The organism is Microbacterium aurum (genome assembly GCF_016907815.1).
Taxonomy (GTDB): Bacteria; Actinomycetota; Actinomycetes; order Actinomycetales; family Microbacteriaceae; genus Microbacterium; species Microbacterium aurum.
The window spans coordinates 1,704,481-1,720,514 of the sequence record NZ_JAFBCQ010000001.1; the positions used below are offsets into that span (position 1 = coordinate 1,704,481).

Annotated in this window: 14 protein-coding genes; 11 read left to right on the forward strand and 3 right to left on the reverse strand. The window is 64.3% G+C overall.

Features of this window, described 5'->3' with window-relative positions; genetic code table 11:
• Positions 1–92 precede the first annotated feature (92 nt).
• The gene (locus JOD60_RS08565; RefSeq protein WP_307823850.1) at positions 93–1,145 is read right to left on the reverse strand and encodes a LacI family DNA-binding transcriptional regulator; all 1,053 of its coding nucleotides are present in this window, start codon (positions 1,143–1,145) and stop codon (positions 93–95) included.
• A gap of 101 nt (positions 1,146–1,246) precedes the next feature.
• On the opposite strand from JOD60_RS08565, the gene JOD60_RS08570 reads away from it, so the two are divergent.
• The 7 genes from JOD60_RS08570 to JOD60_RS08600 all read left to right on the forward strand — a co-directional run bounded on the left by JOD60_RS08570 (position 1,247) and on the right by JOD60_RS08600 (position 6,120).
• The gene (locus JOD60_RS08570; protein ID WP_157127908.1) at positions 1,247–1,915 is read left to right on the forward strand and encodes an MFS transporter; all 669 of its coding nucleotides are present in this window, start codon (positions 1,247–1,249) and stop codon (positions 1,913–1,915) included.
• A gap of 615 nt (positions 1,916–2,530) precedes the next feature.
• On the forward strand, positions 2,531–2,920 hold the full coding sequence (locus JOD60_RS08575) for a helicase associated domain-containing protein (RefSeq protein ID WP_157127909.1): 390 nt from the start codon (positions 2,531–2,533) through the stop codon (positions 2,918–2,920).
• 136 nt (positions 2,921–3,056) lie between these two features.
• Entirely contained in the window at positions 3,057–3,851 is a 795-nt protein-coding gene (locus JOD60_RS08580) for a metallophosphoesterase family protein (protein ID WP_076690248.1), read from the forward strand.
• Between the two features lie 101 nt (positions 3,852–3,952).
• A complete protein-coding gene (locus JOD60_RS08585) occupies positions 3,953–4,354 on the forward strand; it encodes a hypothetical protein (protein WP_076690249.1) in 402 nt (133 codons plus the stop codon).
• Entirely contained in the window at positions 4,351–4,818 is a 468-nt protein-coding gene (locus JOD60_RS08590; protein WP_076690250.1) for a hypothetical protein, read from the forward strand. Before JOD60_RS08585 ends, JOD60_RS08590 begins: the two co-directional genes overlap by 4 nt.
• Complete coding sequence (locus JOD60_RS08595) at positions 4,815–5,459, forward strand: HAD domain-containing protein (RefSeq protein ID WP_157127910.1); 645 nt, start codon at positions 4,815–4,817, stop codon at positions 5,457–5,459. Before JOD60_RS08590 ends, JOD60_RS08595 begins: the two co-directional genes overlap by 4 nt.
• Before the next feature lie 220 nt (positions 5,460–5,679).
• Entirely contained in the window at positions 5,680–6,120 is a 441-nt protein-coding gene (locus JOD60_RS08600; protein ID WP_157127911.1) for a hypothetical protein, read from the forward strand.
• Here the strand turns inward: JOD60_RS08600 and JOD60_RS08605 are convergent.
• Entirely contained in the window at positions 6,101–6,268 is a 168-nt protein-coding gene (locus JOD60_RS08605) for a hypothetical protein (protein WP_157127912.1), read from the reverse strand. The genes JOD60_RS08600 and JOD60_RS08605 overlap by 20 nt on opposite strands.
• Before the next feature lie 169 nt (positions 6,269–6,437).
• Between JOD60_RS08605 and JOD60_RS08610 the strand changes: the two genes are divergently transcribed.
• A complete protein-coding gene (locus JOD60_RS08610) occupies positions 6,438–9,983 on the forward strand; it encodes an SIR2 family protein (protein ID WP_076690253.1) in 3,546 nt (1,181 codons plus the stop codon).
• 206 nt (positions 9,984–10,189) lie between these two features.
• The gene (locus tag JOD60_RS08615) at positions 10,190–10,681 is read left to right on the forward strand and encodes a DUF3500 domain-containing protein (RefSeq protein ID WP_084201949.1); all 492 of its coding nucleotides are present in this window, start codon (positions 10,190–10,192) and stop codon (positions 10,679–10,681) included.
• A gap of 88 nt (positions 10,682–10,769) precedes the next feature.
• Here JOD60_RS08615 and JOD60_RS08620 read toward each other — a convergent pair whose 3' ends face one another.
• Positions 10,770–11,315 (reverse strand): hypothetical protein, encoded by a 546-nt coding sequence (locus JOD60_RS08620; protein ID WP_157127913.1) that lies wholly within the window; start codon positions 11,313–11,315, stop codon positions 10,770–10,772.
• A gap of 1,949 nt (positions 11,316–13,264) precedes the next feature.
• Between JOD60_RS08620 and JOD60_RS08625 the strand changes: the two genes are divergently transcribed.
• Together JOD60_RS08625 and JOD60_RS08630 are read left to right on the forward strand one after the other, a co-directional pair.
• Positions 13,265–14,005: a TnsA-like heteromeric transposase endonuclease subunit gene (locus JOD60_RS08625; RefSeq protein WP_076690255.1), complete on the forward strand. Its 741-nt coding sequence runs from the start codon at positions 13,265–13,267 to the stop codon at positions 14,003–14,005.
• A gap of 21 nt (positions 14,006–14,026) precedes the next feature.
• Complete coding sequence (locus tag JOD60_RS08630) at positions 14,027–16,024, forward strand: TnsB C-terminal domain-containing protein (RefSeq protein ID WP_084201950.1); 1,998 nt, start codon at positions 14,027–14,029, stop codon at positions 16,022–16,024.
• Positions 16,025–16,034: the final 10 nt, after the last annotated feature.

The following is a 16,034-nucleotide window of genomic DNA, read 5'->3' on the forward strand; positions in this document are numbered from 1 at the left end:
CACCACATCCGGAGCGTCAGCCGAGCGGCGCGTGGAGCGGATGGAGTCTCCGGGTAGGGCTGGTCGGTAGTTACACGAGTCCCCGAAGGTATCTATTCGTTAGCGGCGCGCATGGCGTTGGTGAGATTCCAGGGCTCATTCGTCTCGAAGGAGGGGCCGTCGATTCCCAGGGCGATTCGCGCGGCGCGTGCGCCTTGCGCGCGCAATGACTGCCCGATGCTCGTAATGCCGAGGCCGAACGCACGCTCGGAGCCGTCGAACCCTCCCAGTCGAATTGTGCGGTGCCGGTGAGGGGCTGTGCTGTTGAGGGCTGCGTGAGCGGCGATGGCTTGCTGGTCGCTCATCGCAACGACCGCGTCGACGGGGTAGCGAGTGGCGGTGAGTGCTTTGACGGCCTGCATGGCGTCACTGGAGTGGTTGCTGGAACTCACCGTGACGGGGATCGACTCCCACCTGTACCCGAGGAACTCGGCCGCATCCTTGAACCCGGCGAGCCGGTTGGCGGTGACGGGGAACGGCACAGTGGCCGGGTCAATGCCGTGATGGATGCCCGCCTGCCGGTCCCTGTCCAACGGGAAAGAGACGACGGCGGGGGCTTTAGAGTCTGCCCACACGGAGAGCGCGAGAGCCTTCGCCGCGGCGCGGTCGTCGATTCCGATGACAGAGAAGCCATCAATTGCGGGGCCCCCATGAACGACGGCGGGACGTCGGGTCTCCCGGATGGCGGCGAGTACCAGGTCGTCTGCGGTTGTCGTCCACACGACGAAACCGCCCACGGCAGCGCTCGTGATCCGTGCAGCGTCCGTACGATCCCCGGTCGTCGGGACAATGGTCAATCCGTACCCGGAGGCCGAGCACTCGCGCGCTATCCCCGACACGAAGTTTGTTGCCTGGGCATCCTCAAAGACGTACTCGAGGCTCTCACCCAAGACCAGTCCGAGCGCCCGCAGACCGCCTGTCCGCAGCAACCGGCCGCTTGGGTCCGGCCCGCGGAAGCCGAGATTCGCTGCGGCGTCAAGCACTCTCTTGCGGGTCTTGTCCGCGACGCGGTCCGGCTGGCCGAACGCGTAGGAGGCGGTCATCCGCGAGACTCCCGCCGCTCGCGCAACATCGTCCAGGGTCACGCGTTCTTCACTTTCCGGCACAACTCACAGTCTAGTTGTGTAGCGTTACACAACTGACCGCCGCCGCATCTTTCGTTCGAGCCCCGTTCTGGGGGTTTGCCGCCTTTGGAGCATTCTGGGGAGTGTGGGGCGCGTCCATTCCGCGCCTTCGCGATCTGGCCGGTGTCAGCGACCTCGAGCTGGGAGTCGCCCTTCTCTTCGTGGGAGCTGGAGCGCTCCCCGCGATGTTCGTCGTCGGGCGGCTGCTCGACCGATTCGGACTGTGGCTGGCCGGACCACTGCTTCTCAGCCTCAGCCTGGCGGGCATCGTAGTCGCGAGCACCGCCGGCGTCGGTCTCGGGGCGTTATGCGCCGGCATGACGCTTGTCGGCGCGACGAGCGGTGCAGCCGACGTGGCATTGAACTCGCTTGCTGGTCGCGCTGAGCAGAGCGCTGGCCGCCCCATCATCACACCCGTACACGCAACCTTCTCCGCACTGGTGGTCGTCGCCACACTGACGGCCGGCACGTTGAATTCGCTAGCGTTGCCCCCGCTTCTTCCCTTCGGGCTCGTGGTCGTTGCATCGGCGGCCGCATGCTTCGCCATCGTGGGGAGCGCGCGCAAGGTCACCGCTAGCCTCGGGTCCACTCCCGTGGACAACGCGGAGTCGACGTCTTCGACCCGTACGTTGTCGGTCGCTTTGATCCTGGGGCTCGGTGCACTGGAGGCGCTGGCGTTCGCAAGCGAGAACGCGCATCGCAGCTACGGGCCCGCTGCAAAGTCTGACGATTGCAGAACTGCGCTTGAGTGAGCAGCCGCTCACCATCGATCCGCACCCTCATCGCCGGGTGCGCGCTTGGGTTCGATTCGGGGAGACGCCTGCGCGCGTCGAAGCCATTGTTGCCCGCTGGACGCCCGACGCAGTCGGCATCCGATTCACTATCGGTGGGGCAAGCCACCGGTGCTGGGTCTGGCTCGGAGCGGTGGAAACGATCTAAGGCGGCACTCGAGATCTGCCGGTGATCGCCGGAAGCGGGTTTGGCGCGTGCTGAGGCTGCGTTGTCGCGCGCGTCGTCGTTGGCGGCGCACCGAAAGGTCACCGCTGCTCGACGCGCAAAGTCGCGTGTCGGGAGCCCGCGCCGAGGCTCAATTCACTCCCTCACCGCCGACTCAACGACAACGCCGCTGACTTGCTGCGTGTCCCGGCATAAGAGGTCCACCGCGCATAGGTCCATAGGGCGCACCCGCGCGCCCGGAAGGACCTACCCGAAACTTGAACCCCGACCACCTCCACGACCTCGCGAGAGCACTGTGGCTCGCGTCCGATCCCAACGACACCACCGCCGCCCGCTACTCAGCGGCGATGGAGACGATCTTGACGAGTCGAGATGATGCTCCAGCCCGACCACGAGCATGGGTCCATTCGGTGCTGCTCTACGAGGCGTTCACCGAGCTCGAGGGAAGGACACCGAGGGAGAGCACGCGCGCTCGGGCGACGCTGAGCGACGACGAACGGCATCTCGGCGAGTGGGCTCGCTACCAGCGGCGGCACGAGAAGCAACTCAACGTCTACCAGCATGCGCGCCTTGACGTATCCCCGGCCTTCGCGTGGGACATCCGAGCGGCAGCGTGGGAACGTTCCTTCGAGACGTGCCTCGCGCATCGAGCTCGCACTGGCAAGTTGCCACGGCTCAACGGCGCCGATCCGGAGGAGTTCGCTCTTGCTCGATGGCTTGGCCGTCAACTTCGTGAGCTCCAGCTAGGACGACTCGATGCGACACGAGGTCGTCAGTTGGAGGCGCTCTTACGACGCTGACGCGGCAACATTCCGATCCTCGCGATGCTTGCTTGAGCGAGCGCGGGCTGCTTTCGCCGACTCGCCGACAACCTCGGTACATTCGACCTCATCAATAGTTGGTCGCGCCTAGCGTGGTGACCGATGGAGGTACCGCGTGAAGGCTCTCGAAACTGCGCCGACATTTGACCTCACCGACGAGCGTGTTGCCGTATGCGGCGATTGGCACGGCAACGTCGGGTGGGTCCGCACGGCAGTGCGGGCGATACGGCGTCTTGCGCCCGACGTCAAAACGGTTCTGCAGGCCGGCGACTGGTGGCTTGATCTCGCGAAGAGTGATCAGATCATGCGGGCCTTCGGCATCGAGCGTGTGCTGACCACGTGCGGTAACCACGAGCCCTGGCCTGAGATCACAGCTGTGCAGAACGCCCACCCGGGGGAGGCGGTGCGCGTGAGCAGGAGCACTTGGATCCTGCCTCGCCCGTTCCGATTTACCGTGGCCGGTCGCCCCTTCCTCTCGTTTGGTGGGGCGACGTCCGTCGATCGGTACTGGCGTCCCGCAACTCAATGGCATGCTGCGGAGACGATCACTGACGAGCAGGTTCGCCTGGCGCAAATTGGCGGGCCTGCGGATGTGATGATCACCCATGAGACACCGGCGGGTACACCTGTCGCGGCGGTTCGCCGCGTGCTGCAATCAAACCCGATGGGGTTCCCGAGAGAGTCTCTTATCGAATCGGCGGCGTCGCGGGAGCGCCTCGCGCAGGTCTGGGACTCGGTCCGCCCCGACGTGCTTCTGAACGGCCATATGCACGCGCCAGGAGCAGGACAAACGCCCGACGGGCGGCGGATCATTTCGCTCGGATGTGACGGCCAAGAGGGCAGCATCGCGATCCTGAACGTCGCCGACCTTTCGGCTGAGGTGCCTTCGTTGCGCGAGATCCGTGGCTAGGGGGGTGATCGGAAGTGAGCTTCGACGCATCCGAACCGAACCCGTGGCCCGGCGTCGTCGGGCCTTGCTACACCGGTCAGTCACTGAGTTGGAAACTGGGAGTGAACAGGGCGTGGATCGCGGACGCGGTGCGGGATCTGCGTGTCTTGCAGATCACGACTGCTGACAGGATCCACATCTATCCCTCGTTCCAGGTGCGCGACGGCCAGATCGTGCCGGGACTCGAGCTCGTTCTACTAGAGCTCGTGAACGGCTCCTGCAGCCGGTTGATGTGGGCGCAGTGGCTGAACAGGCCTCGTAATCGGTCCGACGGGGAGACACGTCGGCGCATCGGCGAGCTCGCCGCGGGACACATCGACTCCCTCGTCAAGGAGGCCCGATACACCGCAGCAGCCTGGGACGCGGAAGGGACCGTCCGATCGCCGTGGACGCACCAGATCGATACGGTGACGAGCTTCATCGTGAAGACGTGGGACCCCAAGAACGGAGAGGAGCAACTGTGAACGGCCCGCAGCACCGACCCGTCGCGGACAATGCCGAACTGTGCAAGCACCTCGTCGAGTGGGGAGGTGACGACCTCCCGCCGGCGCTCAACCCACTCGTGGCGAGATTCCGCGACAGCACACGTCCTGAGTTCTACGTTTCACAGGGGTGGTGGCCGCTCCTGGTCAGGCTTGAGCAGCGGCCGGCAACGCTCGATCCGACGTACCGGGTGTCGCAAGTGAAGTCGAAGTTCGCGGTCTTGCAGTTCTATCTCGAGGGCATGCCGCGGGGCGATGTCGGCCCAGCGTTCGCCGACGCAATCCGCGAAGCGGAGGCGGAGGCTGCGCGGACCTGCGAGCTCTGCGGCAAGCCCGGCGTCCTGTGCAGATCCCGAGAGGGAACGTACGCACTCCTCTGCGCCGACGACGCCGGCACCGCGTACAGACCAGCTAACGACAGCGCTGACGGCAGCGATCCGCCATGAGCGACCCGAAATTCCGTCCGGTGGTCGCGATCGACATGGACGGCGTGCTCCGAGTCGCGGCAACTCGTCCGGGCAGCCCTAAGCGCGACCTCATCGCCGCCGAAATCACGTACCGCCGCGACGCGTTCCCCACCCTTCATCACTCCGAGCCGCCCTGGGACGACAACGGCGAATACGCGGATGATGAAGGCGAAGAGTTCTCCCGGGTTGGCGTGGAATGGGTGCACGACCTGCTCGGCCGCGGCGTCGACGTCGTCTGGGCTACGACCTGGCAGCACCACGCGAACACCTACTTCTCCCCGGTTCTGGGGTTCCCGGACCTTGCGGTGGCAGTCGTAGGCGATGGCTCACGGTTCGAGGAGCCAGTCGAGTGGAAATCTGCGCAGCTGAGCACGGACCCACGATGGGAGGGGCGCGCGCTGGTTTGGGTGGACGATGACATTCCCCCGGGTTGGGGCATCGAACGCAACCGCCGGCCAAAGGACCGAGCGATCACCCTTTCGTATCGCGTGAGGTCCTATTGGCTTGGCCTCACGGAGTGGGACATCGACGTGCTCGACGCCTGGTTGACGCTCGCTTCGACGCCTGAGGGTCACGCCGAGCTCCGCCGACGCCGCAGGGCAGAGCGGGAACGGTTATGAGCCCCACTCTCGTCGAGTCGAATGGCAGAAGGACGGCATCTCGGCAGTCATCGCCGAGGACCGCGGTGAGTTCACCACCCACACCCTGCTCGCCTCGGGCGGGCATGTCGAGGTTCCCATCAGCGACCTCGCCGCCACCTCCGACGCGGTCTACTTCATCTCTTCCGCGGAGGATGCCGGTGGCGTCGACGTCCATCGGTTGTCGCTTCCGTCACAGAGTGTGGACGAGATCGCGACCCTCCCGGGGGATCCGGAGATGACAGCCATTGAGGTCGATGCGTCAGGCGCGCTCTGTGTCGCCACCGACGAGACCGTGACGGAGCTGACGGAGAAGGGCGAGATCGCCAGCACGACGAGGTTGCGCTCTGCTGGCGCGGTGTTCGCCGCGAGCAAGGCGGGGTCGCTCGCGCGGGTGATCCCTGTCGAGGAGGACGCATCTGTCGTCCGTGTCGCCGGCGGATCCGCCGAAGCACGACGCATCCTCGAGCAGAACACGGTCTGCAACGTCGGCCTTCGGATCGTCGCAGGCGCGGATATTTCCCGCCTAGCTGGCCTGTGCGACCCTGCGGGCCTCGCTTGGCTTATCGAAAACGAGTTGATCGTCTCGGTGGGCGACGAATCCGGGGCGGACCTCGCAAGGCTTACGATCCCAGTTGGCTAAGCGAGGTGAAGGCTCGAACGCCGTCGCTCGCCCGCTGTGAGAGGTTGAGGAGATCGTTCGACCTCGCGTCGAGGTCGAGATTGATGTGGCGGAACTGTGCGGCGTCGAGGGCGGTGGTGGAGGACCCGGACGTGGTGTGGTTGATCATCACACCCGTGTACGCGGAGGCCCTGAGACCGGTTTCTGTCGTGCGGTCAGATCCTCCGTCCCGCCGCCGAGTTCGACGGCGGGGTATGTCGTTGCATTGGGGCGGGCCGCTGTGCCGGCGACTGGTGCGTCGTCATCGACGCAGCATTCAGTTGTGAGAGATTCGTCCTGTGAGGCTTACCAGCGACGTCGACATCCCAGACGACCTGTTGGCAGCCGCGCGAAATGAGCGGCTGGCCTTGTTCATCGGCGCGGGCGTGTCCATCAACGCACCATCGAACCTCCCGCTCTACGACGGCCTCGCCCGGATGATCGCTCAGTCTCTCGGCGAAGAGTTCGATGCGGCACTCAGCCCCGACCGATTCCTGGGTCAACTGATGCACACCCATCCGCGGGTCAAAGATCAGGTGCGTGCGATCACCGGAAGTGCGCAGTCGCTCCCTAATGCGAACCATCGAGCGCTGGCTCGTCTCGCGACGGCAGCCCGCGCACCTATCGTGACGACGAATTACGACCTGCATATCGAGGCAGCTGCCGCGGAGTTAGCCCTCCAGCTCGGAGCTACATACTCCGGGCCGGCATTGCCGTTGGGGAGAGAGTTCGACGGGCTGGTCTACCTTCACGGCTCCGCTTCCCGCCCAGCGTCGGAGCTCGTAGTCACCGACGATGACTTCGGGCGGGCTTATCTCACCGATGGGTGGGCCCGCCGATTCGTGCAGGATCTCTTCGAGCACTGGACCGTGCTGTTCGTCGGCTACAGCCATAACGACGTCGTCATGACCTACCTGGCCCGCGGTCTCCCGCCGAGCGCGCAACCTCGCTTCGTACTCACCGACGAACCACAAAGCCCCCGATGGGAGAACCTCCGCATCACTCCCATCGCCTATCCCAGCGACGACGACCACGCGGCTCTCCCCGTGGCGCTGGACGCCTGGGCGGCACTAATGAACATGGGGGTGCTGGACCATCACGCGCGCGCGAAGGAGCTCGCAGCCGCTTCTCCTCCTGCGGTGCCACAAGAAGCGGACTACCTAGCTGACGTGCTAAATACTCCGTCCGGAGCACGTGGCTTCGTGGCTGCCGCGACGGGTTACGACTGGCTCCGGTGGGCCGAGGAGCAACCGGCGTTCAAGGCACTCTTCGAAGCGGGCCGAGCCGAGAACGAAGCATCGCGGGTGCTCGCCGACTGGTTCGTGAGCGAGTACATCTCTGTTCCGGAGCGAGCCGAGTATGCGCTCGGGACTGTCGCCCGGCTGGGTCCAGTCATTTCGACCGAGCTCCAATGGGAGATCTCGCGCGCTGCGCGCTCGATGCGGGAGGCGGCGCCTGCGGAGGCCCGCCGTTGGATGACGATTCTCGTAGCCGCTCTGCGAACAGACCCCGCAGAGTCCGGCTTGAGTTGGTTCCTTGGCTACGGCAATCCGCTATCAGGTGTTGATGCGCTCCCACTTCTTCGCCGCGCGCTCGTGCCGCGACTCGTGCTGAAGGAGAGTCGGCCGTGGTTTCCGACGGACGAAGATGAGAAGCAGCCGCGTCGCATATCTGCCGAGATCGAGTGGGCAACTTCCGAGGATGTCCTGAAGACGCTGTGGGAGCAAATCTCGGCGGAACCAGATGAGAGCGCTGACCGGGTGCTCCAGATCGCAGAGCAGGCGCTGACCGACGCGTACGAACTGATGCGAGCGTTCGACCCGGGGGCAACCTTCGATCCGTGGTCTTTTCGCCGCTCCGCGATAGAACCGCATGAACAGGATCGTTTCGGTGACGAAGAGGGCACCATCATCGACATGCTTCGCGACAGTGCCGCCCTCGCGGCCGCGGACGAATCAGCGCTGTCGGCCAGGTGGCTCGCAAGCCCGCACGCCCTTTTTCGCCGGCTGGGCCTGCACCTCGTCATCGAGTCCCCACGTCTGAGTGGCGACGAGAAGTGCGTGACCGCGCTCGGCAGTCTCCTCTACGATCCCGAAACGAAGCACGAACTGTTCCGACTACTTCAGGAAGTAGCGCCGGACCTGAGCCCCGAGTCGCGGCAATCTCTGCTCGCCGCCATCCTCGCGGGCCCATCACCTGACGATCCGGTGGAGGGGGTCGACCCGCGCTACCGCCGCAGAGCGATCTTCGATCGCGCCGAATGGCTCCGTCGGCATGTCACGTCCTGGCCGGAACTGGACGCCGCCATCGCGGAGATCCAGGAAGGAGAATCAGAGATGGGTGTTCGTCCTCACCCGGATCTCGACCACTACATGACGTCAGGCACCTGGGGCGGAAAGATGCCGCTCACCGTGGACGAGTTCCTCACGCGCGTGCGCGAGGGTGGAGCGCGCGCCAGCGTCCAATCGCTCCTCATCCTCGACTACTCGGAACGAGACTTCGATGAGCCAACATGGGACGACACCTGCAAACTCGTGCGCGAAGCCGCTGCGGCGCAGCCAGAAATCGGTCTCGAGCTTCTTCCGGAATTCACGCTTGCGCCCGTCTCACAGCACCATGATCTTCTCGGCGCCATTCTGCACGGATGGAGTCAGAGCCCGATACTCGCGGAGAGCATTCACGATCTCGTCGACGCGCTCGATGAGCTAAGCCCCAGACCTGAGCTCATCCGTGCGGTCAGCGAGGTGTTGAAGTCGGTCTCCAAACCAGCGGAGGAAGCCCTCGATCCATCGGCGCTCAAGCGCCTGGACACGATCGCGGCCAAACTATGGGAGAACAACGCACCAGCGTTCGACCCCGGGGGCTGGAGCGACTCCCTCATGAGAGGCCTGAACACCTGGCCAGGAATCGTGGCCCAGTACTGGCTGAACCGCATCGCCTCGAGGTGGCAGGCAGCGCCTGATCTATGGGCGGGGCTGGCGGAGATCGAAGCTGGTGCGCTGACGTCAATGCTGAACTCGCCAACCCGTGCGCGAGATGCTGCAGCGAGCATTCTGGCTGGAAAGCTCCATTTCCTCTTCGCGGCGGACCCGGCATTCACGGTTAGGCACCTGTTTCCGATCTTCGACCCGGCCACATCGGAGTTCGCACCCGATGCGTGGTTCAGCTTCCTCCACGAACCGAGAACTCCGCCAGATCTCCTCGACGCCGGATTCTGGCAGCTGACCCTCCGGTCCTCCGACGCGGCCACGATCCGCGATCGAAACATCGCTGACCAGTACTGGAGGATGGTCGCATCCGTCGCGACTTTCTCAACCGCGAGCGCGGTCGATCGACCCGCTCTGGTTGAGATGCTCACTGCACCTGTACGAGCGGTCCAATTCGAGGCGTTCATACGAGCACTTAGCCACACAGTGAGCGAACTCGACGCTCCCGGACGGGAGGCCGTCTGGTCGTCGTGGCTGAAGGACGCGATAGAGAAGCGCCAAGCCGCCGCTCCGGGCGTGCAATCAGCGGGGGAGAAGAGCGCCTGGGGAGACCTGGCCCTCGAACTCGGAATCACCGATGCGCTGACCCTTACGGCGTTGAGCCCAGGGGGACTCGGCGGCCGCACGAGATTTCATCACCTCGAAGCAGACCGCGCTCAGGCCATCGCAGACTTACTGGTCGGTATCGCCACCACGCGCTTGCGTCTGACAGACGACGTCGACTGGCGCGTGGGATACGAGCTGGCGGAACTCGTCAAGCGAGTCAAGCCCGCCGCGAACCCCGCGTCACTTCGCGCGCTCGCTGAGCTGGCCGTCGAACGCGGCGTTCACGAGGCTCTCTCCTGGATGAACGCCTAGAAGTAGCCAACTATTAGCGCAGCAGACCTGGGACACGTTCTCGCCGCCCGCCACGCCGTGGCGCGAGCGATGCTCCGAGAGACCGCAAATTCCGCCGGCGGACAAGAGAAGGCGCGTGACCTCACGCGGGGGTCCGCCGAGCTATTCCCCGACACCAACGTGGGGCTATCCGCGTACCTGGATCCACTGCTGGGTTGTCTGTCTCCATGGGTATGGCGCACCACCGCAGCGCGCGGCGGCGGCGTCCTGATCATTCTGTTCGGCCCAGAGACACGTGCGAGTTCACCACGGGATCCGGGCTGACCGGCGCCGACCTGACCGACGAGCCGAAGGAGCTCCTGCTCGAGCTCATGGCGAACTGGGTGGGCATGGCCGACGAGGAGACCACGGATGCCGCGCTCGCCGAGATCGAAGCGACGCTCGACGAAACGGTCATCGCCTGGTCCGGCGAGACGACGTACGACATGAGCACGGGCAACGGCATCAACTTCTCGATCTCGGGGCCGAACGTCTACATCGCGTTCCAGGCGCAGCAGGGCTCGGCCGGTGCCGACGTCGACGGGGTCACCACGTCGGGATGGGGCCACGTCCACACGATCTACCGTGATCCGAGCAACGACCACGCCGACAGCGTCGAACAGCAGGCCGGATCCGGAATGTCCGGCGGCCCCGGCGGCGGCACCCCTCCCGGAAACTGATTCGGACAGACTGGGCGAGTTGCGTCGGGACGACCGGCGAGATCCGCACTTCGCCCGAGGATCGCCGTGCTCACGTCGCGGACAAATCTCACAGTTTGGTGCGAAGCAGGGCCGCACCCAGGCGTGCGCCATCGCTTGAAAACGGGCCGTCGTAAATGTCGATGAGAAAGTAGCGGACGAGGGACCCGTCGACGCGGAGCGTGTACGGCGGCAGGCTCTCCGGGCGACGCCCGCCGCGACGGACCTGCTCCAGGTCGTTGAACAGTCGGCTGCCGGGGAGCTCCTCGATCGAGGGAAGCAGGATCTCGAAGGTGAGCTTGAAGAGTGCGTCCACCGCGTTGATACCGCCGAGGTTGAAGCTCCACCCTTCCCCCCACCGCTGCAGGACGCACGTATCGAGGAACTCCCCGAAGCTGCACCCGGGCGCGAGGCGGGACACGTCGACGAGGTTGCGGATCGCTTCAATGTCCCAGAGGTCCTGGAGCTGAAGGATGAGGTCACCGCTGTCTTCGACGATGCGTGCGTTGTGCTGAACGGGGTCCGTCCAGGAGGTTTCGAAGTCGCGGCCGAAGCGGCGGAACCGTGCGGCATCCACAGCGGTAGTAGTGGAGATGGACGTGGTGTTGTTGATCATGAAGACCATGTACGCGGCGGCCCGCGAAACTCGTTCACCGGCGTGTCGCTCTCTCGCCGTCCGGCCCCAGGCAGCTGGGGTGACCGCCACGGCCCATGCCCACGGCCGGAGCTCGCTCGCCCGCTAGGAAGCGGATCCCGCACGCGCGATCTTCCCAGCGGCAGACTTCTACTTCGACAAGTGCCGGCGTTCCACCGAACCTCGCCCACGTCATCGCTCGTCGCGGCGTCGGGTCGCGCATCACCGGCCGCTTGTCGAGGTCGGTCATCCCCGCGCCGCGCCTGAAGAGTCTCGCGTGCGGGGAGGCGTTCGAGGATGCGCCCCTCGGGCGGTCGATGTACCCGCGTGTCCGTGCTCTTAGGTCGTCACGATTCACTCGAGAAGGCTGTCTCGAGTCTCACATCGATCGTCGCGGCACCTGAGCGGGGCGGGTTTGGGCAGCGTCCTGAGCTGGTGCGCCCCGCCACGCGCGCGGCAGCGCCCGCCAGTTTCGTTAGCAACTTTGCTCAATTGATGCCGTTCCGTTATCAACACGGCCAAGTACACCAAGATCTGCCAAGCACTACCTGGCAGGGCTCTCCCCAGTGGGGAGTAGGGCTCGGAGGGGGTCTGCCAAGTTACCAAGTAGTAGTTGTCTTACGTAAGAGAAAAAGTAAGTAGTAGTAGTAAAGGGGGCCGAACTTCACTTCAATCTCTCTCATATAGAACCGTTCCGCAGTTGGTCAACTTGGCAGCGCGAGCCTTTCGCCTTCTGACCGGGAGTTTTTGCCACATTTGAACTTGGCAGCATCTTGGCTGAAGGCCAAGCAATAGGTCGGACTACTTGGAAATGCCGGGTCGGACGTCATTTTCGGATTGGTCGATGTTGGTTGGCGGTCGGCGCGCCGCCACCCGCCGAAATCCTGCGAGATCACGGCGATCCGACTAACGCGTCGTCGCCGACCGCCAATAGATGAGTTCGTGAGACTTCTCGTGCACCGCATCTCGATGGCATCGCTCCGTACGACGCAGCTGCCCGTCGCGCTGGCTCTGCACATCGCGACGTCGACGATCGGCGTCGCGAGACCGAGCCAGAGGCTCTGCGGTGAAAGTGCCCGAATCGGGCCCCGACCGCGAATCCGAGGCGGTCGGGCGGCTGGTCGTTCCGTCCCACCGATCGTCCTCCGGTTCATCCCGAGGAGCTTCTGCCATCAGGGCGCTCGCGTGGCTGGGGTCAGAGTAGGACCTCAGTGCCGCCGTCTCAACGCTCGATCATCGCGTGACGGGCGCAACGCTAGGCCTGCGCGAGGCTTGTGGGTCAAGCGAGTGCGGATTATTCTCCGCATATGCGGGAAAGTGGAATCGACACGCCGAGCGCGGCGCGATCCGGACCTCTAGCGCATCGGCGGCTTCGTGGTCGACGTCGCAGGCTTGTCCCATCGTTTGGCGCGCTCCAACCGCAAACGATCGGTTTTATGCCTGTCTGCTTCGCGTTCCAACGCTGCCCGTCCCTCCTGGAGGAGGCTTGCGTGGCGTCCGCGAAGGAGCCAAGGGTCGACCGCGTCTCCGATCAAGCACCGGAGTCGACCAAGATCTTCGAGCTGCATTACCGAGTGTCCGGACAAAACCTTCCGCAGTCGCGGGTAGGGGACTTCGAGTGCCTCGGCGAGCGAGGTCATCGTCCTCGTATTGGAACGGGGCATGTAGAGCTGCGTTACACCGTAGGCGACGCCGTGTTGGAGATGGGCGGCGTCGAGGCGGGCCAGGTCCGTAGGGCCCCAGCTCGGGTCGGACTTCCACTCGATCAGAGCTTTGTGTCCGAAGTCGCGAGCGTGAAGGGCGAACTCGCGAGGCACGTAACGAGGGTTCGACACCTGCCAGATCATACCTTTTGGCACCATTCGGAGCCAAAAGGTGAACATTAGGCCCTCAGTTGATGAGTCGTGTAGCTCGCCGCGCCTAGGGGGATCATGACCAAGAAGACTGGAATCAAGAAGACGCCCGGAGCCGGGGTCGACCGCGTCGAGTGGATGGACGCCGAGCGGCGCGTCCACGTCGCAAAAGCAAGCGACCCGACCGCGCTGGAACATGTTACGCCGGGCGCGCCGACTCGACTCCCGATGAAGTGGGACAAGCAGCGTGCCTCACAGGGTCACTACTGGTGCTCCGGAACTCAGACGATGGTCTGGCACGAGTCGATGAGCGAGTTCACCGCGATGATGCTGCTGGACCACCTGTTCGACATCATCGACGTGTGCGCCCAGCCGATGCTGCTCACGTTCGCCAATGGTCGGCACCACACTCCGGACTACTTCATCACGACAGCGCAGGGAGAGCGCATCCTCGTCGACGTTCACGATGCTGACCTCACGACCGAAGCCGATGCTCTCAAGTTCGAGCTGACCCGCCTGCTGTGCGAGCGAGTGGGCTGGCGGTACGAGCTCTTCGACACCTTCACTGACGCGACCCGGTGGAGCCTGGAGATGATGGCGCGCTACCAGCACCCTCGCTACGCCCCCAACGCCGCAACTGAAGCTCGAATCCTCAAGCTGGTCTCGAAGCACGAGACATTCGGCGCGCTTCGCGAGGCGCTGGTCACCGACAAGCCGGGGGAGCACCTTCCGGCGGTTTTCCACCTCATGTGGCAGCGTGCCATCCGCTTCGAACTCGATAAGAGCTTCAGCGACCGCACTCGCCTCTACGCGGCCTGAGTAACGAGAGGAGACCTATTCATGCATGCTCCCAAGCAAGTCGTCTTTGGGCAGTCGCTCGAACTCGTGGACGGCACGTACAAGGTCGTCGGACTCGCTGGCAACTTGTTCCGGCTCCGTAACGAGTTCACCGACGAAATAGTTCTGCTCACCCTTCTCGAGCTGCACCGGCTGATGGTGCCTGGTGAGGAGGTGGAAATGGAAGAACTCATGGAGCCGCCTGTTTCCCTCCTCGAAGACCTGGACAGCCTCAACGCTGACGACCGGGCCCTCATCCCGCACCTGCAGGAACTGCTGGATGGAACCCCTGCCGTGGGGGACACATCTCGCCCGCAGTACGCCACTCACCTCCCGATGAAGCAACGACTCGAGTGCAAGGTATTGGAGCTTGAAAAGCTTCGTATGCCAGTGGCTATGCGAACGCTTCAGCGACGCTTCGAGCGATTCAGAAAGGGCGGGGTCGCGGCGCTCGGCGATAAGCGCACGACGGGTCGAAAGGAGAAGGCTTTCGCGCGCGTAGAAGAGAGCGTCATCGTGGCCCTCCGTCGCGTGCTGAACCGTCACGCTGGCCGTACCAAGACGTCGTACTCTGCGTTGCGGGCGGAACTGAAGCTGGAGCTGCAGGAGGAGTTCCCCCACCCGAATGACCGTCCAACCCTGCCCTCTGTATCGAGCGTTGAGCGGTACGTCAAGCAACTCTCCGGAGACCAGAACCCGACAACGCCAGGGCAGTTGCGCACAACCGCCGCACTTGTGCCGAAGCACACTTTCCAAAAGCGTGCGGTGAGCGCACCTGGGGATGAATGTCAGATGGACACGACCTGGTTCGACGCGTTTGTGCGAATGCCGGACGGACAGGTACTGCGACCTCATCTGACGACCCTGATGGACAAGCGAACGCGGAGCATCATCGGATTCCACTTCACCAATGGGGCCCCTACGTCGGACGACCATGCGTGGCTCATCGCGCGAACGCTCGTCCCGCACGCCCTCCGGCCGTGGAGCGCGCAGTACGCCGAGCTCGAGCTGCCCGAGATGCCGTGGGCTCGGTACGTCGAAAGCGAAGACCACGCCTACGACACTTTCCGGCCGTACATTTTCCCGCGTCGCATCCTCATCGACAACGGCCAGGACTTCAGAGGCATTCTCGTCAAAGCAACCTGCACTCGCTACGGCATCCACCTGACAGAGACGCCACCGCGCACACCAACAGGCAAGCCTCATGTGGAACGGCACTTCGCCACCATCAAAACGATGTTCACCCGCCACTTGGACGGGTTCGTCGGAGGGAGCGTGGCTGAGAGAGGGAAAGAGCCCGAGAAGGAGAACGTCCTGGAACTTCGAGTCGTCATCGAGATGTTCGACCGTTGGGTCGCGCTGGTCTGGCAGAACCGGGAGCACGAAGGGCTTATCGACCCGCTCGACCCGCAGACTGTCCACTCGCCGAACACGATGTACGCCGCGTCCATCGCCCTTACCGGCCACTTCATGATGCCGCTCGGCGAGGAGGACTACATCGCCCTGATGCCTCGCGAGCCGCGCACCATCCAGACTGACGGCATCTCGTTTCGGAACCGCACGTACGACAGCCCGCACCTCGGTCCCATGCGTCTGCAGAAGGACAAGGACGGCAAGGGCATCGAGCACTATGTGCACTACGACCGCAACGACCCATCCCAGGTATGGGTGCGGTCCACCGAAGACGGCCACTGGATTACCTGCGGGTGGACTGACGACGCTGGACTCCACCGACCGAACGAACGTCGGTTGCTCCACGAAGCACGGAACCTGGCTACTTCGACGAAGCGCTTCTCGAACGACGAAGCTCACGAACTCGCACTTCAGTTCCGCGCAGAGGCTGTCACCGCACAGCGCAGGAGCCAGGAAGCGTCTAAGCCCAAATCCAAGCGCACGAGCAAGCCCCGACAAAACCGCGGCTTCATCAACGTGGAGCCCACCCCCGACCGCAGCAGGGCCATCGCCGACTTCATGGACGTCGACGAGCTCCCTTTCGCCTGACTTCCCGACA